The sequence below is a fragment of the Vibrio sp. 10N.286.48.F5 genome (assembly GCF_041469785.1).
Lineage (GTDB): Bacteria > Pseudomonadota > Gammaproteobacteria > Enterobacterales > Vibrionaceae > Vibrio > Vibrio crassostreae_C.
Genome location: NZ_JBFRLG010000018.1, coordinates 20,081 through 46,142 on the forward strand (window position 1 = coordinate 20,081; position 26,062 = coordinate 46,142).

Genomic DNA, 26,062 nt, shown 5'->3' on the forward strand with positions numbered 1-26,062 from the left:
GCATTTTTTATCACTGACACACTAACGTAAATATTAGTGCGGTGAGATGTTTGAAAGCGCCTGAATGTGGACCGTGATCTCTTCGCGATCGTGGTAAAGGTGCTTAGCCTGCATCTTGAACTTCACTTTGTTCTCAATCAGGAACACTTTTAGGTTCTCGATATCTTGCAGTACTTCATCGTAACGGCCTTTCATAGGCAGTTTAAGGTTGAACAGTGCTTCTTTCGCCCAGCCTTTGATGATCCACTCACCCATAAGGTGAGCAACACGAGCTGGCTTCTCAACCATGTCACAGATAATCCAAGTTACGTTCTTACGGTCTGGTTCAAACTTAAAGCCATCCACCATGTGGTGCTTAATTTGACCTGTTTCCATTAGGCTGTCTGCCATCATGCCGTTATCAACACAGTGAACGAACATCGAGCGCTTAACCAATTGGTAAGTCCAACCACCTGGACATGCACCTAAATCAACACCCCACATACCTGGAGCCAAACGCTCGTCCCACTCATCACGAGGGATGAATACGTGGAATGCTTCTTCTAGCTTCAATGTAGAACGGCTTGGCGCATCTGATGGGAACTTCAGACGAGGGATACCCATAAAGAACTGGGAGTTGTTCGTTGGGTAAGAGTAACCAACAAAACAGTGGCCCGGAGCGATGAAGCATAAATGAAGCACAGGCTTCTTAGCGTTATCTTTCGCTGTCATCAGGCCTTTACCACGCATCGCTTGACGCATCGGCACGGTAAATTTACGGCAGAACTTCAAAAGCTCTTTTGCTTCGTTAGTATCTGGCGTTTCAATACGGATATCACCACAACGAGGGAAACCTTCTTTCTCAGAAAGCGCCTCAAGAATTGGAGAAATACGGTCATCGGTTGGCAGGTCTTTAATTTCAACAGCCACTGCCAACATTTGACGAGCAAAGATCAGTGATTGGAAATCGATCTCTTTGATCAACTTGTCCGCTTCACCTGCTTGGTAACATTCAAACAATACAAAACCTGTATTGTTCTTTAGGCGAGGAAAACCAAACACTTCCAGTTGTGTTGCCTTGTCTTGAATTTCGCCAGCACATTCTTTTTCAAAACCAGAGCGACAATAAAGTAGTACGTGTTTCACTGAGTTACCTCTTTTATATTCAAAGCAGCGAAGGAGAAGACTCCCCAACCAATGATAAATAGTAGACCACCAAACGGTGTTATAGGGCCAAACCATTTTATTCCTGTCAGTGCTAAGCCATAAAGGCTGCCACTAAAACAAAGGATGCCGATGATAAAGCAAATTGCCGCAATGAAAAAATATTTTTGTGATTTAGCACCAAGTTTCATCTGTAGCAGAGCACCACACGCCAATATTGCTAGTGTATGGATAAACTGGTACTGAACACCTGTCTCAAACACGCCTAGCAGATACTCTGGCAAGACAGCTTTTAACCCGTGAGCGGCGAAGGCACCTAGCATTACGGCTATTGCGCCAGAGATACCTGCAAAAGTGAGTAAATACTTACTTCTCATTAAGCACCTCTTTGATAAACGCCGATAGTTTCTCAACGGTTAACGCTATGTTCTGCTGTTCGGTGTAGCCAGAGCTCTTACGAGGCTTAAAGCTGTGATCGCCATCAGGAATAAACTCAACACGAATCGAATCCGACAGGTCGAAATCAGCAAACTCTTCTCGCTTACCAAAGGTATCACGTTCACCCTGCAGAATAAGACACGGCTTTGCTAACTCAGCCAAGTGCTCACCTTTGTATTTCTCTGGTTTGCCTGGCGGATGAAAAGGAAAGCCTAAACAGGCCATTGCAGCCACCTTATCAACTTCAGACAAATGGCTCGCCATACGTCCTCCCATCGACTTACCGCCAATCACAAGCTTATCGGCATCTACCTGTCCGATAATATCTTGGTAAGCTTCGAGCAGTTTAGGGGCTCGATCAGGTGGACGACGCTTACCATCTTCAGCACGTTTGATCATGTAAGGGAAATTAAAACGAATCACTCGTATCCCTTTAAACGCCAACCCTTTTGCTACCGACTGCATGAACTCATGATCCATACCTGCGCCAGCACCATGTGCAAAGATAAAGGTTATTGGGTTGTCTTCACCATCAATGATGAGGTTATTCATCAAGTAAGTCCTCTTGTTCACTTTGCGCTTTCGCCAACATCCAATCACGGAAAGTCGCAATACGCCCCATGTCAGCTTGTTTCTCATGACACACTACATAGAAGGCGTTCTTACTTACCAACACTTCATCAAAAGGTGCAATCAAACGACCTGCTTCGATTTCAGGTTGCGCCAACACATTATTACCCAAAGCAATACCTTGCCCGTGAGCGGCCGCCTGCAATACCATGGTTGAGTGACTGAAGATAGGGCCATGATTAACGTTTACCCCATCAATACCATTTTGCTTAGCAAACTGTTTCCAATCCTTTCGAGATGTATCATGCAGTAGCGTATGACATGCCAAATCACTGAGAGATTCTAATGGTTTTACTCCTAGCAGCACGGAAGGTGAGCAAAGAGGGATCAAGTATTCTTGGTAAAGCTTATCGGCTCTAAGCCCCGACCAATTACCTCGGCCATAATAGATAGCGACGTCTACATCATCGGTTAGCGAGCCTTCATCCATATCAACGGCTTTGATTCTTACATCAATATCAGGCTCTTGCTGATTAAAGTCAGCGAGCCTTGGTACCAACCATTGAATAGCAAAACTCGGCGGTAAACTGATGGTCAATGCGCCCTTCTCACTTCGCTCCAGCACTTTGTCTGTCGCTTCTGCTAGTGATGTGAAAATATCTTTGATATCTAAGAAGTAGCTTTGACCTTCTTCAGTTAGCAGCAAAGAGCGGTTTCTTCGGCGAAACAGCTTCAAAGATAAGAATTCTTCAAGCGCTTTGATCTGATGACTGACTGCCGCTTGAGTAACAAACAACTCTTCTGCAGCACGCGTAAAACTCAAGTGTCGAGCTGCAGCTTCAAACACTCTTAGCGAGTTTAATGGGGGTAATCGACGAGACATAGTTACTCTCTAAATAAGCATTAGTTTTTTTTATCTGAAACATTATAATTTGTCCATTGCCTAGCAGCCAGAGAAATTCTATATTTCATCCCGCAGCAGCTAGCCTGAACGGCTTGATTCTCTCTAGAATCAATTGGCTTAGCTCCTGCGATGTTGTGTTTGCAAACTCGTTCTTTTCGAGTTGGGTAGAGTTCTACCAAATGTTTTGTTGCAGTTTATACTGAAACGAGGCATGTACTTCCTGTATTTATTTTGACCTGTCTGTCAAATTTGTTTACACCGCCTTATGGGCGGTGTTTTTTTATGTGCAAAGAAATGTAACAACAAGTTTATCAATAGCTGTGCTAATTAATCTTTATTATTTTTCATCGCCAATCACAGAATCAGACACCCACTCAAATAATCAACTGAACACATACAAATAGCACCATTGAGTTGCACTAAAAAGTAACAGAATACTTCAAGATACTCACACTTCTTCGGTACTTATAAACCCGTTTAGAACACACTCTTTCTATCAATCAAAAATTTCAAAGCTGAGCATGACGATAGCACGCCCAAACTCACGCCTCTGTCTGACTACTGTAAATCATTCACAATAGAAAATAAAAAAGCCGCTTACTTTTCAGTAAACGGCTTTGCAAAATGATTAACGCTTGGTCAACACACCACTATGGGCGGTAAACCTTAACGTTATGGAAGCCCTGCTCTTGTAGGTAAAGTGCCTGTAGACGGCTCATTACACCACGGTCACAGTACAGCAAGTACTCTTTCGCTTGGTCTAGGTCGCCAAACTGAGTCGAAAGCTTGAAGAATGGGATGTGTTTAATTTCAACACCCTCGACCTCTAATGGGCTTTCGTCTTCTTCTTCTGGGCTACGGATATCAAGAACGATAGCGTGCTCAGCAACAGCTTGAACTTGTTCAACTTCAGGCGCTTGCTCTTGGCTCTCTTTCTCGATGTCACGGATATCCATAACACGAGCGTTCTCGATCACTTGATCCAGCACTTCAAAGTTAAACTTAGCTTCTTCTGCTTCCAGTTTGCCTTTCTTCGCTTTCACTGTTGGCTTCTTAGAAATAACACCACAGTACTCAGGCATTACCTTAGCGAAGTCTTCAGTACCGATGATACGAGAAAGGTCGATGATGTCTTCTTTATCCCAGTTGATAAGCGGACGAAGAATCAAAGTATCTGTCACGTTGTCGATGTGACGCAGGTTAGTTAGCGTTTGGCTTGATACCTGACCTAGTGCTTCACCAGTAACCAACGCTTCGATCTTGAACTTGTCTGCAACCATACCACCAGCACGCATGAACATACGCTTAAGAACAACGCCCATTTGGCCGTCTTCTACGTTCTCAAGGATTTCAGCAACCACAGGTTCAAAGTCTACAGAAATGAACTTCACCTTTGCAGATGAGCCGTATTTATTCCATAGGTAGTGAGCCACTTGTTTAACACCAATCTCGTGCGCTGGGCCACCAAGGTTGAAGAAACAATAGTGAACCTTAGAGCCGCGTTTGATGTGCAGGTAGCTTGAAACACCAGAATCAAAGCCGCCAGAGATCAAGCTCAGTAGATCTTCTTGAGTACCAAGAGGGAAGCCACCGAGGCCTTTGTGACGAGCTAGAACTTGGTTTAGCTTGTCGTTAGCCACTTCAACCTTAACGGTTACATCAGGGTTCTTAAGTCGAACTTTCGCTGACTCAACTGCTTGGTTTAGACCGCCGCCTACGTAGCGCTCAAGTTCAATAGAGGTAAAGTCATGCTTACCACGACGCTTAGCACGTACAGAGAAAGTCTTGCCTTCAATGTCAGCACGGCTGCGTTCTAGTACTTGCTCGTAAATATCGTGCAAGTCTTTGAATTCAGACTGTTGAACTTCAAGAGAGTGGTGAATACCTGGAGTGTGAGTCAGAGCCTCTAACACTTCTGCGTAGTACTGGTCACTCTCAGACGTCACTTCAATATGATCGCGACGGTTGAATACCGCAACACTTTCACAGCGACGTTGAATAACGTTACGAATGTTGCACTCTAGAATCCTTGTGAAGCGCTTACGCACCGATTCACTTTTTACAAAAATTTCCGGATGGGGCTTAACAATAAATTTCATAGTACTTTCACAACATTAATGTTCAAAATTTTGAAAACGCTCATCGCCAAGTAAATTAGAGAATTTACACAGCACTTGAAGCAAGAATAGATCATATCTAAATCTAAGGGCGCGAATTATACATGAGAAAGTGAAGCAAGGAAAAGAGTGCTTGCTGTAACACCATCATTAAACCGCTTGTTATTAACAGTAGCAGGTTTCGAAACGACATAAATGCCGCAGAGAGAACCATTGAAGACCAGCAAACAAAAAGCCCAACCTCATTATAAGGTTGGGCTTTCGATGCTATCTGCATGCTACCGTGTGTACACGTATCGGCTATTCATTAATAACAGGCACTTCGTCACTGTAAAGCGGCTCGCCCTGCATGATGCTGATTTCAACGCGGCGGTTGAGGCTACGTTGCCATTCAGTATCGTTTGGCTCGACTGGCTCGGTATCCGCCATGCCGCGTACTCTCAAGCGTTGATGAGAGAAACCACGCACCTTTTCCATCTCTTGAGCAACAGACACTGCTCGCTGTGATGACAAGTCCCAATTAGATCGATAAAGCTCGGAATCAAGACGTTGATTATCGGTGTGCCCTGAGATTCGAACGATACCCGGAACATCTTTCACCAACTCAGCAACCTGTCTCACCAAAGGTCGGAACTTAGGCTGTAGGAAAGCAGAACCCGATGGGAATGCACCCTTCTCACGAATTCGAATCACAATCTGCTGGCCAAGGTTTTCAACTTCAATCGCGCCTTGGTCTATCTCTCGCTCCAACGCCTTCTTGATGCTTTCCATCAAGGTTTCCATCTCTTGCGATTGAGCTTCAGCTTGTTGTTGCTGTTGGTCTGACTCAGAGTTTTGATTGTCGTGAGTCGAAACCTCTGGCGACTTGCCTCCGGTCATCTTGCCTTGATCACGCATGGTACCGCCAGCACGCTCAGATTCACCTTCATGAAACTCAAGCGTTTGCTGCGTAATATCAATCGTCTGCTGCATGATCACATCAATCGGTGTCGGCTCTGGACGACCAGGTCGAAACTCTTGTGCAATGATGCTGGTGCCTTTAGGAATGTCTTTCACTTCCAAGCGGTTTTGTACACCAAACGCAAATTTCATCGAGCCAGCGATCTGTTTGAACTTCAGTACGTCCATCTCAGAGAATGAGAGCAGCAGTACGAAGAAACACATCAGCAGTGACATCAAGTCAGCAAATGTCCCCATCCATTGAGGCAATCCCGGAGGAGGACATTTACATGGATTTTCTTCATCCATCTTCAACTCCTCTTACGCAGGTTCACCATCAATCGTACGCTTACCTTCGTTTAGGTAGCTCTTCAGGTAACCATCGATTACTCGTGGGTTCTGACCATCTTGAATCGCGAGTACGCCATCCATAACCAAACGACGGTTGAGTGTCTCTTGGTCACGACGCAGCGCAAGCTTGTCGGCAATTGGGAAGAACACCATGTTCGAAAGAATCGCACCATATAGGGTGGTTAAAAGTGCCACCGCCATCGCAGGGCCGATCGCTTTTGGATCATCCATGTTAGAAAGCATGGCAACCAAGCCAACCAAGGTACCAATCATACCCATCGCGGGTGCTACATCACCAAATGCAGAGAACACCTTCGCGCCCTGCTCATGACGCTCTGTGGTTAATGCGATGTCTTTTTGCAGTGCAGCACGAACTACATCTCCATCATGGCCATCCACCAAAAGATCGATGCCCTTTTGCATGAAACTGTTGTTAATTTCCATCTCTTCCAGTGCTAAAAAACCACCTTTACGAGCCGCATCAGCCATCTCTACAACTTTCGCAATAAGATCTTCAGGCTCATCCGCTTTAAACATAAAAGCTTTGCCTGCGATTTTAGTCGCACCAAAGAACTGTCCCATGGTGAACTTCATTAGAACAACAAAGGTTGAGCCCCCAACTACGATCAAAATGGATGTCGTGTCATAGAACATCCCTAGGCTTCCACCTAGGATCATTGCCATAATTACAAAGGCAAATCCACCAATCAAACCTATTAGGGTTGCTAAATCCACTGAGCACTCCTCATGCTTTTTTGTAGCTCTATGTCGACGATAATCTTTGTATCGGCAAGACTATAAGATCTTTTAGTAAATTCTTGGCCTAAGTATCACACTTTTCGTTTTTGAATCCCAACTATTGGCTTACTTTGCTCTTATACGTAGCGCATAAACTCGATAAAGCTAAGGTTATTCAAGCAAAGTGCGTTCAAGCCCCTTAAAAACGAACTTTCTAGCAAAATTTCTTGGTTACATTTGACCATCTCAGCGGCCTAGGGTAACGTTCGTTCATCTTTCCAAACGCAGATTTATTATGGCTACTAAGAAACCTGAAAATATGAGCTTTGAAGCAGCAATCGAAGAGCTTGATGGCTTGGTTGATCAACTAGAAAATGGTGATCTAGCTTTAGATGATGCGCTGAAAAAGTTCGAACGAGGCATCTCCCTCGCTCGTGCCGGTCAAAGCAAACTAAACGATGCTGAACAGCGTGTTAGCATCCTACTGCAAAATGATGAAAACGCAGAACTTAGTGACTTTAACCCACAACCAGAATAACGAATTGTATGAGATCCCCTATGATTGAGACTTTATTGTCTTATCAAGCACGTAATAACGAGCAACTGAACCTTTGGCTTGATCGCCTACCACACCAAGATCAGAACCTGATCAACGCGATGCGTTATGGGTTACTTTTAGGCGGTAAACGCGCACGTCCATTTCTTGTCTACATTACAGGGGAAATGCTCGGCTGCACCGCTGAAGAACTCGACACTCCAGCATCTGCAATCGAATGTATTCATGCCTATTCTCTGATTCACGACGACCTTCCAGCAATGGACGACGATGAACTGCGTCGTGGCCATCAGACTTGTCACATCAAATACGATGAAGCAACGGCAATTTTAACTGGCGATGCACTACAAACTCTCGCGTTTACTATACTTGCGGAAGGTACATTAAGTGCTGACGGTGAAAGCAATCGCGTTCGAATGATTCAACGCCTAGCCGAAGCCTCTGGTGCACAAGGTATGTGCATTGGACAAGCACTTGATATTGAAGCTGAAAACCGCTCTGTCACGCTAGAAGAGTTAGAAGAAGTTCACCGCAATAAAACGGGCGCGCTAATGAAATGTGCGATTCGTTTAGGTGCTCTCGCTGCTGGTGAAAAAGCGTTTGAAGTGATGCCTCAATTAGACAAGTACGCCGACGCCATTGGATTAGCATTCCAGGTTCAAGATGATATTTTAGATATCACTGGCGATACTGAAACTTTGGGTAAGCCACAGGGTTCTGACCAAGAATTGAACAAAAGCACCTACCCTTCTTTGCTAGGTTTAGAGGGCGCTCAAGAAAAAGCGCAAACTCTGCTACAGGAAGCGCTTCAAGCTTTGGCTGCAATCCCATACAATACCCAGTTACTCGAAGAGTTCGCCCGATACGTCATCGAGCGCAAGAACTAAGACAATAAGCGCGCATTACCTATGACTCTTGATATATCAAAGTACCCAACTCTTGCTTTGGCTGATAAGCCAGAGGATTTGCGTCTACTTCCAAAAGAGACGCTGACACAGCTTTGTGATGAATTACGTACCTATCTTCTTAACTCAGTGAGCCAGTCAAGTGGTCACTTAGCGTCAGGCTTAGGTACAGTAGAGCTGACAGTTGCTCTGCACTATGTGTACAACACGCCTTTTGACCAGTTGGTTTGGGATGTTGGTCACCAAGCATACCCGCACAAAATTCTTACAGGTCGTCGCGACCGCTTGTCGACTATCCGTCAAAAAGATGGACTGCACCCATTCCCATGGCGTCAAGAGAGTGAATACGACACCCTTTCTGTTGGTCACTCTTCAACATCGATCAGTGCTGCACTTGGTATGGCTATCAGTTCGAAGAAAGAAGGCAAGAACCGTAAAGTCGTGAGTGTGATTGGTGATGGCGCGATTACTGCGGGTATGGCATTTGAAGCCATGAACCACGCGGGCGATATTCACAATGACATGCTGGTTATCCTGAACGATAACGAGATGTCGATCTCTGAAAACGTAGGTGCGCTAAACAACCACCTAGCTCAAGTTCTTTCTGGCAGTCTTTACACGTCAATTCGTGAGGGCGGCAAGAAAGTGCTATCAGGCGTTCCGCCGATTAAAGAGCTGGTTCGTCGTACAGAAGAACATCTAAAAGGCATGGTTGTCCCTGGCACCATGTTCGAAGAGTTAGGCTTTAACTACATTGGCCCAATTGATGGTCACGATGTCAATGAGCTGATTAAAACGCTTAAGAACATGAGAGACCTTAAAGGCCCTCAGTTCCTGCATATCATGACTAAGAAAGGCAAAGGCTACGAGCCAGCTGAGAAAGATCCAATCGGTTACCACGGCGTACCGAAATTCGATCCAGCACACTCAAGTCTGCCTAAGAGCACCAGCTCTAAACCAACTTTCTCTAAGATTTTTGGTGACTTCCTGTGTGATATGGCGGCGCAAGATCCTAAGCTAATGGCGATCACGCCTGCAATGCGTGAAGGTTCTGGCATGGTGCGTTTCTCGAAAGAGTACCCAGAACAATACTTCGACGTAGCAATTGCTGAGCAGCATGCTGTGACCCTAGCAACGGGTATGGCGATTGCGGGTGATAAGCCGATTGTCGCTATCTACTCGACGTTCCTACAACGTGGCTACGATCAACTGATCCACGATGTGGCTATCATGGACTTACCGGTCATGTTCGCTATTGACCGTGCAGGTCTTGTCGGTGCTGATGGTCAAACACACCAAGGTGCGTTCGACTTAAGCTTTATGCGTTGTATTCCAAACATGGTGATCATGGCGCCAAGCGACGAAAACGAATGTCGCCAAATGCTTTACACTGGCCACCAGCATACAGGTCCAAGTGCCGTTCGTTACCCTCGCGGTAATGGCATGGGTACTGAGATTCAAAGTGAATTTACCGCTCTTGAGATTGGTAAAGGTCGTATCGTTCGCGAAAGCGAAAAAGCAAAAGATGGCTCGAAGGTCGCTATCCTAAGCTTCGGTACTTTCCTTGAGAGTGCACTTCAAACGGCTGATGCTATCGATGCTACAGTGGCAGATATGCGCTTTGTTAAGCCCCTCGACGAAGCTCTGATCAAACAACTTGCTGCTGACCACGATGTACTAGTGACTATCGAAGAAAACGCGATTGCAGGTGGTGCGGGTGCGGGTGTGATTGAATTCTTGATGCAAGAAAAACTACTGATGCCAGTATTGAACCTTGGCCTACCAGACAAGTTTATTGCTCAAGGTACTCAAGGTGAGCTGCATGAAGAGCTTGGCTTAGATGCGAAAGGGATTGAGAAGTCTATCACTGACTATCTTGCCAAGTAGCTTTAATACGTAAGCTCGTAAGCTCCGCAAACAAAAAAGGTTGGCCCTAGGGTCAACCTTTTTAGTATCTGCTAATTAGCTTGGTGTATCGCCAACTAAACCTTAGCCCTTCAGTTAACTCACACTAACCAACCTGCGAAATGTGCCACGGCATACAACGAAATAGCCGCCATAATACCCGCTACAATATCGTCAATCATGATACCCAAGCCGCCGTGAATTCGCGCATCTAGCCAACCAATCGGCCAAGGTTTTACCATGTCAAAGAAGCGGAAAAGCACAAAACCAGTCAGAAGCCATTTCCAGTCATCGGCAGGGATATTCAGCATAGGCACTAAGCTCATGGTGATCCAAAAGCCCGCAAACTCATCCCAAACGATAGAACCGTGGTCATGCACGCCCATATCATCAGACGTTACTTGGCAGATCTTAATACCAATAATGCAGCTTACCACCACCACGGCAACGTAAGCAGGAAACGGTAGCTGAACCAACAATAGGTACAACGGAATTGACGCAAGCGTGCCCATTGTGCCGGGAATAATAGGCGATAAGCCACTGCCAAAACCCGTTGCTAAGAAATGCCAAGGATTTTTAAGAGAAATAAGAGAAAGTGGGTTTGTCATCAATTAACCTTAAAGTGATCGTAACCAGTTAAGTTCCAGCTTAGTGGTTCACCATTATTGTGTAATTCAAAATATTCTACAGGTCTTATCTGGCCAATGCAGGTGACTTTTGTACCTGTGTGTGACAAAGCACTTTCCAGCGACCCTTTATTCTCTTCTGGTACAGTAAAGCACAGTTCGTACTCTTCACCACTCGTTAGCGCATACTGCTGAGCTGAAGTGATATCAGGAGCGAACTGACGTAACTCTGGAGAGATAGGCAGCGTGCTTACATCAATACTCGCGCCAACTTGAGAACGCTTAAGGATATGTTTTAAATCAGCAATAACGCCATCAGAGATATCAATCGCAGATGAAGCAAGGTTCACTAGAGCCTGACCCGCTAACACTCGTGGGGCGCTCACATAATGTCTCTCTTCAAGCTCAGCAGCATAGGGCTTCGCTCTGTTCTGCTCAGGGTTAAGTAACACTTCTAAGCCAGCTTTGCTGTCACCTAGATTACCTGTTACGTAAATCCAGTCGCCCACTTTCGCGCCATCTCTGCGCAGCGCTCGTCCTTCAGGAACAAAGCCCTGTACCGTCAGTGTCAGGCTTAGTGGACCTTTGGTTGTGTCGCCACCAATTAACTGAATACCAAAGTAGTCTGCGAGTTTAAAAAAGGAGTCACAGAAGGGAGCAAGCCATGCTTCATCGATTTCAGGCATGGTTAAAGCAAAAGACACCCAAGCAGGCGTCGCGCCCATTGCAGCAAGGTCACTGATATTGGAAGCCAACGCTTTGTGTGCCACCCAAGCCGGATTCGCCTCAGCTAAGAAATGGGTACCAGCCACTAAGGTGTCCGTGCTGATCGCTATCTCAACATTGCCCGGCGCTTTGACCAAAGCACAATCATCGCCAGCAGCTAGAAGAACGTCTTTACGTTGTGGTTGTCGATTTACAAAATATTTTTCAATCAGGTTAAATTCGCCAGACATCACATGCCCTATCTTTAGTCTCATAAAAATCGCCGTAATCATGGATATTACAGAAATTTAGTTACAAAAAAGGCCAGCATAAAAGCTGACCTTTAGATTCAATATACGAACGTCTTATTTCTTACGAACGTGCGGTGCAGCTTTATCAAGCACACCGTTAACAAACTTATGGCTGTCTTCTGCTGCAAATACTTTTGCAAGCTCGATAGCTTCGTTGATAACCACTTTGTATGGTACATCTTCGCGACGAGTCATCTCGTACATAGCTAAACGTAGAAGCGCTAGTTCCATCAGATCCAGATCTTGCATAGGGCGAGATACGAATGGACGAAGCTTGCTATCAAGTTCCATGTGGCTAAGAGCAACACCAGTTAGTAGGTCGCGGAAGTATGCAACGTCTGTTTCTGGCATAGCAAGAGCAGGCTCTGCAGCATGATGCTCTTCTTCATCATACTTACCACCAGATAAGAACTGTTCTTCAACGGTAGCAATATTTTCTTTAGTAATTTGCCAAGAATAAATTGCTTGTAGAGCAAATTGACGTGCGTTACGACGTGCGGCTGGTTTCACACTGGCCCCCATTAGGAATCGATTTCAGAAAGAACGTTGATCATCTCAAGTGCGCTAAGTGCTGCTTCTGCACCCTTATTACCAGCCTTGGTTCCTGCGCGTTCAATAGCTTGATCGATCGTATCAACAGTAAGAACACCAAACGCTACTGGAAGAGAATATTCCAGAGACACTTGTGCCAAACCTTTATTACATTCACTACAAACATAGTCAAAGTGAGGTGTACCGCCACGAATTACTGTACCAAGAGATACAATCGCATCGAACTTACCTGTTTTTGCAACGCGCTGCGCTACAAGTGGAAGTTCTACTGCACCAGGGCAACGAACAACAGTGATGTTGTCTTCGCTTACTTGTCCATGACGCTTTAAAGTATCGATTGCACCAGAAAGTAAACTTTCGTTAATAAAACTGTTGAAACGAGCAATAACGATAGCAATTTTTGCATTTGGCGCTGGGAAGCCACCCTCGATCACTTTCATAAGCCTTCCTTTAACTATTTTCATCAAGTGAGAATCGCCGGATTCTAGCACAAAACTGTGAGCAATATCTAATGCTAATTTAGAAGAACAGACACCGGCAATGTAAAGATGATAATGCAGCGCTGATCCCAAGCATATAGGAACAGCGAGTAACCAAGTTTGTGTGTTGAACACGTTTTGAGTCGGACTTGGCTACTTTGCTCTTTTGGCAAGATTTATCACCAAAAGAGCCACTGAAATCATCGGTAAATTATGTTGCTACAAACGGAGAAACGTCTGCTTGCTAACGCATGGTTTATTCGCAAACGTACTCAACAACGTTAAGGCCAAAACCACCCAATGCGTGGTAACGCTTAGTGCTTGAAGAAAGCAGACGCATATCGTGCACACCTAGATCTTGAAGAATCTGAGAACCGACACCAACACGACGCGAGGTACCCTGCTTCTTCGCCATAGTTGGCTGCTCGTTCTTGTCTTGCGCTTCGAATGTCTTCACTTTGTGAATCAAAGAATCAGACGACTCTTCGTTGCCAAGAATAACCAACACACCGCCTTCGTCGCCAATACGCTTCATCGCTTTATCTAGCGACCAGCTGCGTTCAGTACCACGGTCTGAATGAAGCAGATCGGTGAACGTGTCATGCAGGTGAACACGTACCAAAGGAGCACCTTCAGATAGGTCGCCTTTTTGCATCGCGTAGTGGATCTGGTTATCAATTGTATCGCGGTAAGTCACCAGCTCGAAATCACCAAACTCTGTTGGTAAATGGCATTGTGCTACACGCTCAATCGTTGTTTCTGTGTTGTTGCGGTATTCAATCAAGTCAGCAATCGTGCCTAGCTTGATGTCGTGTTTTTCAGCAAACACTTCAAGGTCAGGGCGACGAGCCATAGTACCGTCGTCGTTAAGGATCTCAACGATAACCGATGCTGGCTCGCAGCCTGCAAGACGTGCTAAATCACAACCTGCTTCTGTGTGTCCTGCGCGAGTCAGAACACCGCCATCTTGCGCTGTCAGTGGGAAAATATGACCAGGTTGAACAAGATCAGCCGCTTTCGCATCTTTCGCCACTGCCGCTTGAACCGTCACTGCACGGTCTGATGCAGAGATACCCGTTGTTACGCCCTCTGCCGCTTCAATCGAAACAGTAAAGTTAGTGGTGTACTGTGCGTTGTTATCTTGAACCATAGGCGCTAGACCCATGCGGTTTGAACGCTCTTTGGTTAGCGTCAGACAAATTAAACCACGGCCGTACATCGCCATGAAGTTAATCGCTTCTGGCGTCACATGTTCTGCTGCCATGATCAGATCGCCTTCATTTTCGCGATCTTCATCATCCATCAGGATAACCATTTTTCCTAGGCGAATGTCTTCAATAATTTCTTGAGGAGTACTAATTGGCATTGTTCTATATCCTTTGAAATGGTTCTGCTTCCTAGAACCGACACTATTTAAACCTGATGATATTGCTTCGCTTTACAAAGTCTCGCTTAACGCACTTTGTATCAACGGTTAGGCAAAACCATTCTGCTGTAAGAATTCCATCGTTAATCGAGATTCAGGCTCAGATTCTTGTTGCTGACCTTGCAGTAAACGCTCCATGTAACGTGCTAATACATCAACTTCTAGATTCACTTTACGACCGACATTGAATTGGTCGATGGTGGTTTCTGAAGAAGTATGAGGAACAATAGTCAGCTTGAATGCGTTCTTACGTAAATCGTTCACAGTCAGGCTAATGCCATCAACTGTTACTGAGCCTTTTTGAGCCACGTATTTTGAGATTTCTGCTGGCATTTCTACCCAGAATTCAATCGCACGGCCAACTTGGTTACGTTCAACAATCTCACCCACGCCATCAACGTGACCAGACACTATATGTCCACCGAAACGCGTGGTTGGTAACATTGCTTTCTCAAGGTTAACTTTATCGCCCGCTTGGTAATCGACAAAACCCGTTTTTTTCAGGGTCTCAAGCGAAAGATCTGCACTGTAGCTGTGGTCGTTATATTCAACAACTGTCAAACACACACCATTGGTAGCGATACTGTCGCCTAACTTAACGTCAGCCATATCAAGCTTACCAACATTAACCGTTACGGTGATGTCTTCTCCGCGGGGAGTGATTGCACTCAATGTACCTACGGCTTCTACAATTCCTGTAAACATTTTAAAACTCTTTTTGTTGTCAACGACACGTATGTAGTTGGAGTAACTATTTCCACTGTGGTTTCGTTACTATCTGTTTCGAAATACGGGTTTCGCAACGATGCGAATATCCACACCAACCTGTCGAACATCTTTAATTTCTAGGTCAATAACGTCAGACATTGAAGTGAGCCCTAATGCACCCATCAAACCTCGTCCGTCACTGCCCATAAGTTTAGGTGCTAAATAAAGGATTAGCTCATCCACCAGCTGCTCTTCAATCAAGCTTTTTGCCAATGTTGCGCCCGCTTCGACCCAAATATGGTCGATATGATTGGCAGGTAATTGACGCATCAGATCGTGCAAATCGAGCTGACCTGCATCTGTGGTTGCGACTTCAATATCAGCAGATGCTTCGGCAACTCTCAACACCGATGTTGGAGTCTGGAATAACTTGAGTTCAGGACGCAGTTGGTTTTGACGATCAAGAATCACGCGAATCGGCTGACGCAGCTCGTCTTCAGCGTAATGACCTTTGATACTGCTTGGCAACTCTGCCCAACGAACATTCAACGACGCGTTGTCTTCAATCACCGTCTGGCTAGTTGACAACACAGCGCCTGATTTTGCTCGGTAGTTCTGAACATCACGACGTGCTTCTGGCGATGTGATCCACTGGCTTTGGCCATTTTCCAATGCCGTTTGCCCATCAAGGCTAGCGGCCATCTTTAACTGAACGAATGGCATGCCAGTTTGCATACGCTTGATAAATGCAGGGTTCAAGTCGAGAGCGTCTTGCTCTAGCAAACCGATTTCAACCTCAATACCCGCATCGCGTAGCATTTTGATACCACGACCTGCGACTTTTGGGTTTGGGTCCTGCATGGCACAAATCACTTTGGCTACTTGAGCCTTAATCAAACCTTCAGCACAAGGCGGCGTTCGACCGTAATGAGAACAAGGCTCTAGCGTGACATAAGCCGTCGCATCTTTTGCTTTGTCGCCTGCCATTCGCATGGCATGTACTTCAGCATGAGGTTCGCCAGCTTTGGCATGAAAACCTTCACCAACGATCTGACCGTCGGTTTGTACAATGACACAACCCACATTAGGGTTTGGAGCAGTAGTGTAAATGCCGCGTTTTGCTAACTGAATAGCACGCGACATCATTTGAAAATCTAGGGGAGTAAAGTTTGACATGATTGAGGAGTTAATCCTCTAATTTAGCGATTTCTTCGCCAAACTCTCGGATGTCTTCAAAGCTGCGGTAAACAGAGGCAAAACGAATGTACGCCACTTTATCCAATTCTTTCAATTGGCCCATCACAAGATTACCAATCATCTCGCTTGGTACTTCACGCTCACCAGTTGCACGGAGTTGTGACTTAATCGTACTGATCGCAAGTTCAATCGCGTCAGCACTCACTGGGCGTTTTTCTAGGGCGCGCTGTACACCACCCACCATTTTATCTTCATTAAATGGTTCGCGGTTTCCATTCGACTTTATGACTTTAGGCATCACAAGTTCTGCCGATTCGAACGTAGTAAAACGTTCACTACATGCAAGGCATTGACGGCGACGACGAACCTGATGGCCATCGGCTACCAGTCTTGAATCGATTACTTTAGTGTCGTTCTCTGAACAAAAAGGACAATGCATATCACCTCCAAATAATTGAATATCAGTGTAACGGAATTGCCAAACGTTAGGAAAGAAAAAGGGCCAATTAAGGCCCTTTTGTGTGGTGATTCATTGATTATTGCTACTCGACCGCCATTTCAAAAATGAGCTGAGGAGTAAAATTAACGACCAGCGTTAACCGCGGACTAAATAGTTCGCTTTACCTACCCATTTGTAGCTTGTCAGCTCTTCTAAGCCCATTGGGCCGCGAGCATGCAATTTCTGAGTAGACACGGCAACTTCAGCACCTAAACCAAACTGTGCTCCATCAGTGAAACGTGTTGATGCATTCACATAAACCGCTGCAGAACCAACAGAGTTAATGAATCGCTCTGAGCTCTCTAAGCTATTGGTCATGATCGCATCTGAATGACTCGCGTTGTGTACACGCATGTGGTCAATCGCTTCTGCCACATCCGCTACCACTTTCACGCCTAGCGTGTAGCTTAGCCATTCAGTGTCAAAGTCGCCTTCAACCGCATCACGTTGGTCTTCAAAACCCGCTAGCAGCGATTTTGCACTGGTATCAGCAACTAAGGTTACCTTGCCGGCTAAACGCTGTTTCAGCTTAGTTAGGAAAGCTTCAGCAACCGCTTCATGCACTAGCAGTGTATCTAACGAGTTACACGCCGATGGACGTTGAACTTTTGAGTTTTCGACCACATCGACAGATTTCTCAAGATCAGCGCTTTCATCAACGAAGATATGACTGATACCAAAGCCGCCGATGATTACTGGGATGGTGCTGTTCTCTTTACACATCTTGTGCAGACCAGCGCCGCCACGAGGAATGATCATATCCACGTAGTCGTCCAGTTTAAGCAGTTGAGAAACGAGTTCACGATCAGGCTTCTCGATGTACTGAACAGAAGCGGCTGGAAGCTCCGCTTTCTCTAATGCAGACTGGATAACCTTAACCAGTTCCATGTTCGAGAAAAACGTCTCTTTACCACCACGTAGAATGCTTGCGTTACCTGTCTTCAGACACAGAGCTGCAATATCGATGGTTACGTTCGGACGCGCTTCATAGATAACACCCACCACACCAAGTGGCACGCGGCGGCGAGACAGTGACATACCGTTTTCTAGTACTTTGCTGTCAATTTCGCTGCCAACTGGGTCATTCAGGCTAATCACGTTACGAACATCGTTAGCGATACCGGTTAAGCGCTCTTCGTTAAGAAGTAGACGATCGAGCAGTGCGTCAGTTAAACCCGCTTCACGACCCAGTTCGATGTCTTTCGCGTTCGCTTCTAAAATCGTTGTTGCGTTTGCTTCTAGCTCATCAGCGATAATCGCCAATGCTTTATTCTTTTGCGCCGTAGATGCGGTCGCTAGGTGGAAAGCAGCGTCTTTTGCTGCGATACCCATGTTAGTTAAATCCACGTTTAACTCTCCCTAAATTCTGTCTGTCTTTGGATGCAAAAAGGTGATTCACCTTATCATCACGAGCTACTCTTGGATTACAACTAGGTCGTCACGGTGAATGACTTCTGACCCATAATCGTATCCAAGGATGTCGCCAATATCTTTACTGTGCTTGCCTGCAATTTTTGCTAGGTCTTGGCTTGAATAACTGGCGATACCACGCGCAATTACTTTGCCTTTGCTGTCTGTGACTTGGGTAACTTCACCACGAGAGAATTCGCCTTTAACTCGAACAACCCCTTTCGCCAACAAGCTGCTGCCTTTGGTGTTGACTGCGTTTACTGCGCCGTCGTCAACCACGATGTCACCTGCTGAAGCAGGGCCCGCTAAAATCCAGCGTTTACGGTTTTCAAGCGCTTCCGCTAAAGGCAAGAAACGTGTGCCTTGTGGGTTATCACTCAGTGAATCAAACACCACATTTTCAGCACTGCCCGCAGCAATAATCACTTCGATGCCTGCGCGACGAGCAATGTCAGCCGCCTGCAGTTTTGTCGCCATGCCGCCAGTACCCAACGTAGTACCGCTGCCACCTGCGATCTTACGCAGCGTGTCATCAATGGTTTTCACTTCTTTGATGAGCTCAGCATTTGGATCTTTACGAGGGTCAGCCGTAAACAGGCCTTTTTGGTCTGTTAGTAGCAAAAGCTTATCAGCACCGCACAAAATACCCACTAAGGCCGACAAGTTATCATTGTCGCCCACTTTAATTTCGTTGGTTGCTACTGCGTCGTTTTCGTTTACTACCGGAATAATATCGTGCTCAACCAGTGCGTTGATCGTGTCACGTGCATTAAGAAAACGCTCGCGATCATCGAGATCAGCACGAGTCAGTAGCATCTGGCCAATCTTAAGGCCATAGATAGCAAACAAAGACTCCCAAACTTGAATCAACTGACTTTGCCCAACTGCCGCAAGCAACTGTTTGCTCGCCATTGAGTTGGGAAGTGCGGGGTAACCAAGGTGCTCACGTCCTGCTGCAATTGCACCAGACGAAACCATAACCACAGAGTGGCCTTGTTTTTTTAATTCTGCACATTGACGAACCAGCTCAACCATGTGAGCACGATCTAATGCCAATGTTCCACCAGTTAAGACACTGGTACCCAGTTTAACAACGACAGTTTTACGCTGTGTTGTTGTCCCGCTTTGATGATTTGTTGTCATGAAGTCTTTTATGGATAAAACAAATAAGAGGTGATGTTTTAGCAATCAAAAGGGGAATTCACAAGCAGAAAAGGTGCGAAATCGCACCTTTTTGCTTTATGTAGAAGAGTAACCTTTAAAATTAGACGAATTCGACAGACTCTTCGTCTAATTGGATACTGATTTCAAACTTACTTTGAAGTTCATCAACCAGTTTTTTGTGGAAGGCTTCTTGAGTTCGAGAGACCTCAGCGACCGCCTTTTTAGGTAACGGCAAAGAATCCCAGTTACCATCGATGTTGTATTTACCGATATTGTACTTCGCCGAATATCCCTCTCCCGACTTGTCCAACTCCAGCCACCAGCCCCAAAACTCGCGTTCTTCTGGTGATTTTTTATCGTTCACACATACAGACAAGCAATCAAAGATATAATGACCTTCTTCTGATTGCGGTTCCCTCAAGTATGGCCCAATCGCCTTTAAAACATTCAACAAGCGGTAATGCGTAGGTTGTTGTGTCACTTCTGACATATTGAATCTCCATTTTCAATGTTAAGAATGACGTTACTCAGATTGTTATACGTAAAAACTACGCAATTAGGTTTTATAAATTATCTCTGAGTATCAGGTACTTAGTTTGTACACTTTTCATGCTTAACTAATTTTGGAGAAATGTCATCTAAATAATTCATCCTCAAGCCACTTTATCGCCAATTCGAGGGATTGCTCATAACCTTGTGTAATTGACTTAGCTTTGATTTTCTTCGCTTTTCCGTAATCACTGTAAATAGCAACCAGTTGATTATCCATTGGCGGTGAAACCGGGTCGCCTTCCAGAGCCAATGCCAAGATAGGAACACTGGTTTTACTGTTTGACAGCAAACCTTGTACCTTGAGTGACCACGCCATCAACTGCCCAGAAAGGCTATTGATATCGACCGCCCCTTTACCAAGGCGCGAAGCCAACACATCTAGATGCATTTTAGGCATCTGCTTAAGTTTGTCTGCATGAACAAAGATATCGTGAATTGGCGCGCCTAAAGAAATACACGCTTTAATCTTATGTTGCTCGAGGAAAGATAATCTCACCATCGCATTGCCACCGAAGCGGAAACCAAACAAGCCGACTTTGTGGTGATCAACCCATGGGATGTTAGGCAATTCATTCAGCACTGCTTGGTGAAGACAAGATGAGTCTTCTGTTAACGGCCAATGTGCACTGTGCCCTATTGATGGCATGTCTACCGTTAACATAGCAATGTTCTTAGGTGCTAAATAATCCCTAAACAGGCGCCACATATCGGTTTGCAAGCTATCTAGACCCGCGCTGACAATCACAACCGGTTGTGGTTTATCTGTCTTGGTTAGATGCAAGTTCGCTTTGATCTTCTTGTTTTGGTATGGAATATCAATCTGCTTGACGATCAACTTAGTGTGCTTGATCGCTTCAGAATACGCTGCGTTGGCCAACACTTGAGCCTGAGCTGCCAAGTTGTCGTTCTTGAGGTGTGGGTAACCCGCAATACTGAAGCACAACGATGCGGAAAATAGCTCTTCAGCCATCTCTTCACCATTCTTCTCATTAGAACGATTTTGATGCTGCATACCCAGCTTGGTCCATTCGTATGCCCAGTTACCACTTCGGTAACCCATGACCGTATCAAGCCACTCATCGGTTGTACGAGAGTTATCTGATGACGCGATGCGAGCCAATACCGCTTCCTGCTCTATTGGATTAACGCCTTGCCATACCCACTGAAGACGTCTTAGGTTTCGATACCATGATGAGTTTTGCTGTTCACGTTTCTCATCCAATAGCGCTTCAGAGCTTGGCATGTATTGTGTCAACATTGAGGTCTCTTTCGCTTGCTTGTGCTTTACAAACAAAGTTTCCGAAAGGTTCGAGCTCGTTTCTTCTGGTTCAGACATTGGGATACTTAATAAAAAATGGTTGTCACTAATAATATAAAAAAAAATGACCCTATAAAGGGTCATTTCTCAAAAAACTAAGTTTACGCTTATTTTGACTTGCGATTTACTGGCTCTACGTAGCTTAGGCTAGTATCCCAAGGTTGCTCAATCCATGTGTCTTGAGCGATATCAACAATGTACTCGTCTAGCAAATCAGCGCCAGATGGTTTTGCACATACAGCGATCAGTTTCGCTTTAGGGTACATTTCGCGAAGCTTACGTGCAGTGTCACCACTATCAACCAAGTCTTCAACGATTAGGAAGCCTTCGCCGTCACCTTCAGGTGCTTTAACTACTGTCATATCACGTTGGTGATCGTGGTCGTAGCTAGAAATACAAATCGTATCTACGTGACGAATACCTAGCTCACGAGCCAAGATTGCACCAGGAACCAAACCACCACGGCTTACTGCCCAGATGCCTTTCCACTGCTCTGCTGGCATTTGCTTTTCAGCAAGTTGACGGCAGTAAGTCTGCATGTTGTCCCAAGTGATAACGAATTTGTTGCTCATAGTATAAAACCTAATAATTTTGTCATGTTATTAGAGGCTATTTCAAACATAGCCTCTTCAGCGATTAAGCAGAAATCTAGACGATTAAGCGAAAATGTATTTAAGAATAAAGATAGCCGACATTACCCACACAGCAGGTGAAACGTCGCGACCTTTACCACTTAGCAGCTTAATTGCAGCGTAAGCGATGAAACCTAGTGAGATACCCTCAGCGATAGAGTACGTCAGCGGCATAAGCAGACATGTTACCACGACTGGTGCTGCTTCCGTAAGATCACGCCAATCAATGCCAACTAGGCCAGACATCATCAGAATTGCTACATAGAAAAGTGCACCTGATGTTGCGTAAGCCGGAATCATACCTGCAAGTGGCGAGAAGAAAAGAGCCAGTAGGAATAAGATACCAACAACAACAGCCGTTAGACCGGTACGGCCGCCTTCAGCAACACCCGCAACACTCTCAACATAAGAAGTAGTATTTGATGTACCTAGCAGTGCACCAATAGATGTTGCTGTAGAGTCAGCAAGCAGTGCTTTGTTCAAGCGAGGTAGTTTGCCGTCTTCTTTGATTAGGTTTGCTTTCGTTGCAACACCAACCAGAGTACCCGCTGTATCGAACAAATCGACGAACAAGAACGCGAATACCACTGAAATCATACCGATTTCAAATACAGCAGAGAAATCAAGCTGCATGAATGTAGGAGCAAGGCTTGGTGGTGTAGACATGATGCCGCCGTATTGAACGTCACCAATAACAATGCCAAGAGCTGTGATAGCTAGAATCGCAATCATTACTGCCCCTTTCACGCCACGGTGAACAAGAGCAATCGTTAGGAAGAAACCAAGTGAGCCTAGGATAGGAGCAATCGCGGTAATGTCGCCCAGTGAAACTTTAGTTGCTGGGTTAGAAACAACGATGCCTGCATTGCTAAGCGCAATAAACGCTAGGAAAAGACCGATACCTGCAGAGATACCAACACGCAGAGACATAGGGATCGAGTTGATAATCCATTCACGGATCTTAAAGATGCTTAAGAAGATGAAGATTACGCCTGATACGAAAACCGCTGCCAGAGCAACTTGCCACGTATAACCCATACCCATTACAACAGCGTAGGTAAAGAATGCGTTCAAACCCATGCCTGGAGCTTGAGCAATTGGGTAGTTAGCAACAAAGCCCATGATGAAACAGCCAATAGCAGCCGCTAAACAGGTTGCTACAAATACAGCGCCATGGTCCATACCAGCATCAGCTAGAATCATTGGGTTTACAAAAATGATGTAAGCCATTGTTAGGAAGGTTGTTAGACCTGCGATGATTTCAGTGCGCACATTGGTGCCATTTTCACTGAGTTTGAATAGCTTTTCGAACATTATCGAATCCTATAAGGGTAAAAAGTAAACGGTTGCGTAATCGATTGGCTGTGGATTATAAAGTTATCAAATAACAAATTCCAGATAGAATTAAGGCTCTAATCGATATTTATCAGAATGCCGTATGAAACAAAGCGATTAAAAATGAAGATATCATCGATAAATAACCATTAAAAACAAACAATTAACAACAATAGACTCACTAAAACTAGTTGGTTGTTTTTTCTACCATCGGTTATTTTCATTGATAATCTAGCCAGTAAATTCTGAATTCAAACTCACAATAGTTATGTATTTTTCAACAGGATCAGTAATAAGGCGCAAATTGATATTTCGGCGTTTAAAAAACAACCACGCAGAACAGCAAGGAAAGTGACAAGCGAAAGCGGTTTGGAAAAGTAGCAGGCAAAAAAAACGCCACTCAAAACTGAGTGGCGGTAGAATCTGTCAACCAAAAGGGCTGTAAAAGAATTCCAATATATAGGGGTGAACAAAACTGTTCGAGTTACATGCTTACGGTATTAGTAACCAAAGCTTGTAGGGTATGCAAAGTTGCTAGTGTAAACAGAGCTGTTAAGCCAGAACATTGCAGATGGTAAACCTTTCATAACTATCACCTTAATAAATCAATAAAAAACAAATTTGATTTCTCGGTTCCTTGGAGGCAATAAAACGGACTCATCCTTTGAGCATTTACTCTTCGTCTCAGAAGTTGGTTATTAATATACCCCAAAGAAAAAAGATTACAAGTATTTTTTGCTATACGTCACACTTTTGGCTACTTATGGTTATTTTGCAAACTTATTTTTGTAATTAAATTACAAAAAAGAATTAAACAAACGTTTGCCCGTGTCATTTATAAGCATCAAAGCGCTTAATCATGATCAGATGGACAAGATCGCTTTCAAAATTTGAGCTATTTGAGGTTTAGAACCGCTACTCGTCAAAACACTCTAGTGGTATGCTGTTGCCATCAAAACAGACCCATATTTTAGATTTTTGTTCTAAGTTTTCACCTATAAAAACCCTAAATATATGGTTATCAAATAAAAAAGGAGTCATCCGTGTCTGAATTCCATTCTGAGATCAGTAAATTATCCCCTGCCCCTATTTGGCAGTTCTTCGATAAGATTTGCTCAATCCCACACCCTTCAAAGCATGAACAAGAGCTTGCTCAATACATTATTGCTTGGGCAACAGAGCAAGGCCTAGATGTACGTCGTGACCCAACGGGCAACGTATTCATCAAGAAGCCAGCAACGCCGGGTATGGAAAACAAAAAAGGTGTGGTGCTACAAGCTCACATCGATATGGTTCCACAAAAGAACGAAGACACCGTTCATGACTTCGCTAAAGATCCAATCCAACCATACATCGATGGTGAGTGGGTTACAGCAAAAGGGACAACGCTTGGCGCTGATAACGGCATGGGCATGGCTTCTTGCCTAGCGGTTCTTGCTTCAAACGAAATCCAGCACGGCCCTATCGAAGTTCTACTAACAGTAGATGAAGAAGCAGGCATGACTGGTGCTTTCGGTCTTGAAGCGGGTTGGTTAGAAGGCGATATCCTTCTTAACACCGATTCAGAGCAAGAAGGCGAAGTGTACATGGGTTGTGCTGGCGGTATCGACGGCGCAATGACATTTGAAGTTGCACGTAATGCAATTCCTGCTGATTTCGTAACACGCAAGCTAACGTTGAAAGGCCTTAAAGGCGGTCACTCTGGTTGTGATATCCACACAGGCCGTGCAAACGCAAACAAACTGCTTGCTCGCTTCCTAGCGGGTCACGCGAAAGAGCTAGACCTACGCATCGTCGAATTCAAAGGCGGTAGCCTACGTAATGCGATCCCTCGTGAAGGTTTCGTAACGGTTGCAGTACCTGCTGCAAACCAAGAGAAACTGGCTTCTCTATACAACTACTACACAGAGCTTCTTTCAACTGAGCTAGGTAAAGTAGAAGACAGCATTGTTACTTTCAACGAAGAAGCTTCGGTTGAAATGGGCGCTCTTGCAGCAGCTGACCAAGCTCGCTTTATCGCGGCACTTAACGCATGTCCAAACGGCGTGATTCGTATGAGTGACGAGATTGAAGGTGTTGTGGAAACGTCTCTAAACGTAGGTGTTATCACAACAGAAGAGAACTCAATCACAGTACTTTGCCTGATCCGCTCTCTTATCGATTCAGGTCGTAGCCAAGTAGAAAGCATGCTTCACTCTGTTGCTGAACTAGCAGGCGCTAACATCGCGTTCTCTGGTGCTTACCCAGGTTGGAAACCAGACGCAGATTCAGAAATCATGCATATCTTCCGTGACATGTACGAAGGTATCTACGGTCACAAGCCAAACATCATGGTTATCCATGCTGGTCTTGAGTGTGGTCTATTCAAAGAACCTTACCCGAACATGGATATGGTTTCTTTCGGCCCAACCATCAAGTTTCCGCACTCTCCTGATGAGAAAGTGAAGATCGACACCGTTGAGCTATTCTGGAACCAAATGGTTGCATTGCTTGAAGCGATCCCAGAAAAAGCTTAATTCGATAAGCTATGTTTGTTCAGTAAATGGTGTTTTACAGTAAACACCGTTTATCTGAGACAAAAT

At 45.0% G+C, this 26,062-nt stretch carries 25 protein-coding genes; 4 read left to right on the plus strand and 21 right to left on the minus strand.

Features of this window, described 5'->3' with window-relative positions:
• Nucleotides 1-33: 33 nt before the first annotated feature.
• From rlmM to pomA, 7 genes are all read right to left on the minus strand, one after another.
• A complete protein-coding gene (gene rlmM / locus AB4185_RS12110; RefSeq protein WP_017070491.1) occupies nucleotides 34-1,125 on the minus strand; it encodes a 23S rRNA (cytidine(2498)-2'-O)-methyltransferase RlmM in 1,092 nt (363 codons plus the stop codon).
• Nucleotides 1,122-1,520: a DUF423 domain-containing protein gene (locus AB4185_RS12115; RefSeq protein ID WP_017069500.1), complete on the minus strand. Its 399-nt coding sequence runs from the start codon at nucleotides 1,518-1,520 to the stop codon at nucleotides 1,122-1,124. The genes rlmM and AB4185_RS12115 overlap by 4 nt, the downstream gene beginning before the upstream one ends.
• Entirely contained in the window at nucleotides 1,510-2,133 is a 624-nt protein-coding gene (locus tag AB4185_RS12120; RefSeq protein WP_017069501.1) for an alpha/beta fold hydrolase, read from the minus strand. The genes AB4185_RS12115 and AB4185_RS12120 overlap by 11 nt, the downstream gene beginning before the upstream one ends.
• Entirely contained in the window at nucleotides 2,126-3,034 is a 909-nt protein-coding gene (locus AB4185_RS12125; protein ID WP_012604639.1) for a transcriptional regulator GcvA, read from the minus strand. The genes AB4185_RS12120 and AB4185_RS12125 overlap by 8 nt, the downstream gene beginning before the upstream one ends.
• 671 nt (nucleotides 3,035-3,705) lie before the next feature.
• The gene (thiI, locus tag AB4185_RS12130; RefSeq protein WP_017063338.1) at nucleotides 3,706-5,154 is read right to left on the minus strand and encodes a tRNA uracil 4-sulfurtransferase ThiI; all 1,449 of its coding nucleotides are present in this window, start codon (nucleotides 5,152-5,154) and stop codon (nucleotides 3,706-3,708) included.
• 318 nt (nucleotides 5,155-5,472) lie between these two features.
• Complete coding sequence (locus tag AB4185_RS12135) at nucleotides 5,473-6,420, minus strand: flagellar motor protein MotB (protein WP_017060777.1); 948 nt, start codon at nucleotides 6,418-6,420, stop codon at nucleotides 5,473-5,475.
• A gap of 12 nt (nucleotides 6,421-6,432) precedes the next feature.
• On the minus strand, nucleotides 6,433-7,197 hold the full coding sequence (pomA, locus tag AB4185_RS12140; RefSeq protein ID WP_017060778.1) for a flagellar motor protein PomA: 765 nt from the start codon (nucleotides 7,195-7,197) through the stop codon (nucleotides 6,433-6,435).
• Nucleotides 7,198-7,495: 298 nt separating this feature from the next.
• On the opposite strand from pomA, the gene xseB reads away from it, so the two are divergent.
• From xseB to dxs, 3 genes are read left to right on the plus strand one after another with little or no spacing between them, the layout of a single operon-like run.
• A complete protein-coding gene (xseB, locus tag AB4185_RS12145) occupies nucleotides 7,496-7,738 on the plus strand; it encodes an exodeoxyribonuclease VII small subunit (RefSeq protein ID WP_004734405.1) in 243 nt (80 codons plus the stop codon).
• A 20-nt stretch (nucleotides 7,739-7,758) separates the two neighbouring features.
• Complete coding sequence (ispA, locus tag AB4185_RS12150; RefSeq protein WP_017063336.1) at nucleotides 7,759-8,643, plus strand: (2E,6E)-farnesyl diphosphate synthase; 885 nt, start codon at nucleotides 7,759-7,761, stop codon at nucleotides 8,641-8,643.
• Between the two features lie 21 nt (nucleotides 8,644-8,664).
• On the plus strand, nucleotides 8,665-10,548 hold the full coding sequence (gene dxs / locus AB4185_RS12155; RefSeq protein WP_017066824.1) for a 1-deoxy-D-xylulose-5-phosphate synthase: 1,884 nt from the start codon (nucleotides 8,665-8,667) through the stop codon (nucleotides 10,546-10,548).
• A 119-nt stretch (nucleotides 10,549-10,667) separates the two neighbouring features.
• Here dxs and pgpA read toward each other — a convergent pair whose 3' ends face one another.
• From pgpA to AB4185_RS12225, 14 genes are all read right to left on the minus strand, one after another.
• A complete protein-coding gene (pgpA, locus tag AB4185_RS12160; RefSeq protein ID WP_017060782.1) occupies nucleotides 10,668-11,174 on the minus strand; it encodes a phosphatidylglycerophosphatase A in 507 nt (168 codons plus the stop codon).
• Nucleotides 11,174-12,148, minus strand: coding sequence for a thiamine-phosphate kinase (thiL, locus tag AB4185_RS12165; RefSeq protein ID WP_017066823.1), 975 nt, complete (start codon nucleotides 12,146-12,148; stop codon nucleotides 11,174-11,176). Before thiL ends, pgpA begins: the two co-directional genes overlap by 1 nt.
• Nucleotides 12,149-12,262: 114 nt before the next feature.
• On the minus strand, nucleotides 12,263-12,730 hold the full coding sequence (nusB, locus tag AB4185_RS12170; RefSeq protein WP_004734399.1) for a transcription antitermination factor NusB: 468 nt from the start codon (nucleotides 12,728-12,730) through the stop codon (nucleotides 12,263-12,265).
• Nucleotides 12,730-13,200 (minus strand): 6,7-dimethyl-8-ribityllumazine synthase, encoded by a 471-nt coding sequence (gene ribE / locus AB4185_RS12175; RefSeq protein ID WP_004741508.1) that lies wholly within the window; start codon nucleotides 13,198-13,200, stop codon nucleotides 12,730-12,732. The genes nusB and ribE overlap by 1 nt, the downstream gene beginning before the upstream one ends.
• Nucleotides 13,201-13,495: 295 nt before the next feature.
• On the minus strand, nucleotides 13,496-14,605 hold the full coding sequence (gene ribBA, locus AB4185_RS12180) for a bifunctional 3,4-dihydroxy-2-butanone-4-phosphate synthase/GTP cyclohydrolase II (RefSeq protein WP_017060784.1): 1,110 nt from the start codon (nucleotides 14,603-14,605) through the stop codon (nucleotides 13,496-13,498).
• Between the two features lie 108 nt (nucleotides 14,606-14,713).
• Nucleotides 14,714-15,370 (minus strand): riboflavin synthase, encoded by a 657-nt coding sequence (locus AB4185_RS12185; protein ID WP_010436361.1) that lies wholly within the window; start codon nucleotides 15,368-15,370, stop codon nucleotides 14,714-14,716.
• Between the two features lie 69 nt (nucleotides 15,371-15,439).
• Nucleotides 15,440-16,519, minus strand: coding sequence for a bifunctional diaminohydroxyphosphoribosylaminopyrimidine deaminase/5-amino-6-(5-phosphoribosylamino)uracil reductase RibD (gene ribD / locus AB4185_RS12190; protein WP_137001902.1), 1,080 nt, complete (start codon nucleotides 16,517-16,519; stop codon nucleotides 15,440-15,442).
• 40 nt (nucleotides 16,520-16,559) lie between these two features.
• Nucleotides 16,560-17,009, minus strand: a complete 450-nt coding sequence (gene nrdR, locus AB4185_RS12195) for a transcriptional regulator NrdR (RefSeq protein WP_004734394.1) — start codon at nucleotides 17,007-17,009, stop codon at nucleotides 16,560-16,562.
• 156 nt (nucleotides 17,010-17,165) lie between these two features.
• Nucleotides 17,166-18,416, minus strand: a complete 1,251-nt coding sequence (locus tag AB4185_RS12200) for a glutamate-5-semialdehyde dehydrogenase (protein WP_017060786.1) — start codon at nucleotides 18,414-18,416, stop codon at nucleotides 17,166-17,168.
• Nucleotides 18,417-18,482: 66 nt separating this feature from the next.
• Nucleotides 18,483-19,667, minus strand: coding sequence for a glutamate 5-kinase (gene proB, locus AB4185_RS12205; protein WP_012604650.1), 1,185 nt, complete (start codon nucleotides 19,665-19,667; stop codon nucleotides 18,483-18,485).
• A gap of 76 nt (nucleotides 19,668-19,743) precedes the next feature.
• Complete coding sequence (gene crl, locus AB4185_RS12210; RefSeq protein WP_108019906.1) at nucleotides 19,744-20,133, minus strand: sigma factor-binding protein Crl; 390 nt, start codon at nucleotides 20,131-20,133, stop codon at nucleotides 19,744-19,746.
• Between the two features lie 144 nt (nucleotides 20,134-20,277).
• A complete protein-coding gene (gene frsA, locus AB4185_RS12215; protein WP_017060788.1) occupies nucleotides 20,278-21,531 on the minus strand; it encodes an esterase FrsA in 1,254 nt (417 codons plus the stop codon).
• 89 nt (nucleotides 21,532-21,620) lie between these two features.
• Nucleotides 21,621-22,085: an oxytetracycline resistance phosphoribosyltransferase domain-containing protein Tet(34) gene (gene tet(34), locus AB4185_RS12220; RefSeq protein WP_009847475.1), complete on the minus strand. Its 465-nt coding sequence runs from the start codon at nucleotides 22,083-22,085 to the stop codon at nucleotides 21,621-21,623.
• 84 nt (nucleotides 22,086-22,169) lie between these two features.
• Nucleotides 22,170-23,459 (minus strand): NCS2 family permease, encoded by a 1,290-nt coding sequence (locus tag AB4185_RS12225; protein WP_017060789.1) that lies wholly within the window; start codon nucleotides 23,457-23,459, stop codon nucleotides 22,170-22,172.
• Nucleotides 23,460-24,523: 1,064 nt separating this feature from the next.
• On the opposite strand from AB4185_RS12225, the gene AB4185_RS12230 reads away from it, so the two are divergent.
• The gene (locus AB4185_RS12230) at nucleotides 24,524-25,996 is read left to right on the plus strand and encodes an aminoacyl-histidine dipeptidase (RefSeq protein WP_229647671.1); all 1,473 of its coding nucleotides are present in this window, start codon (nucleotides 24,524-24,526) and stop codon (nucleotides 25,994-25,996) included.
• Nucleotides 25,997-26,062 lie beyond the last annotated feature (66 nt).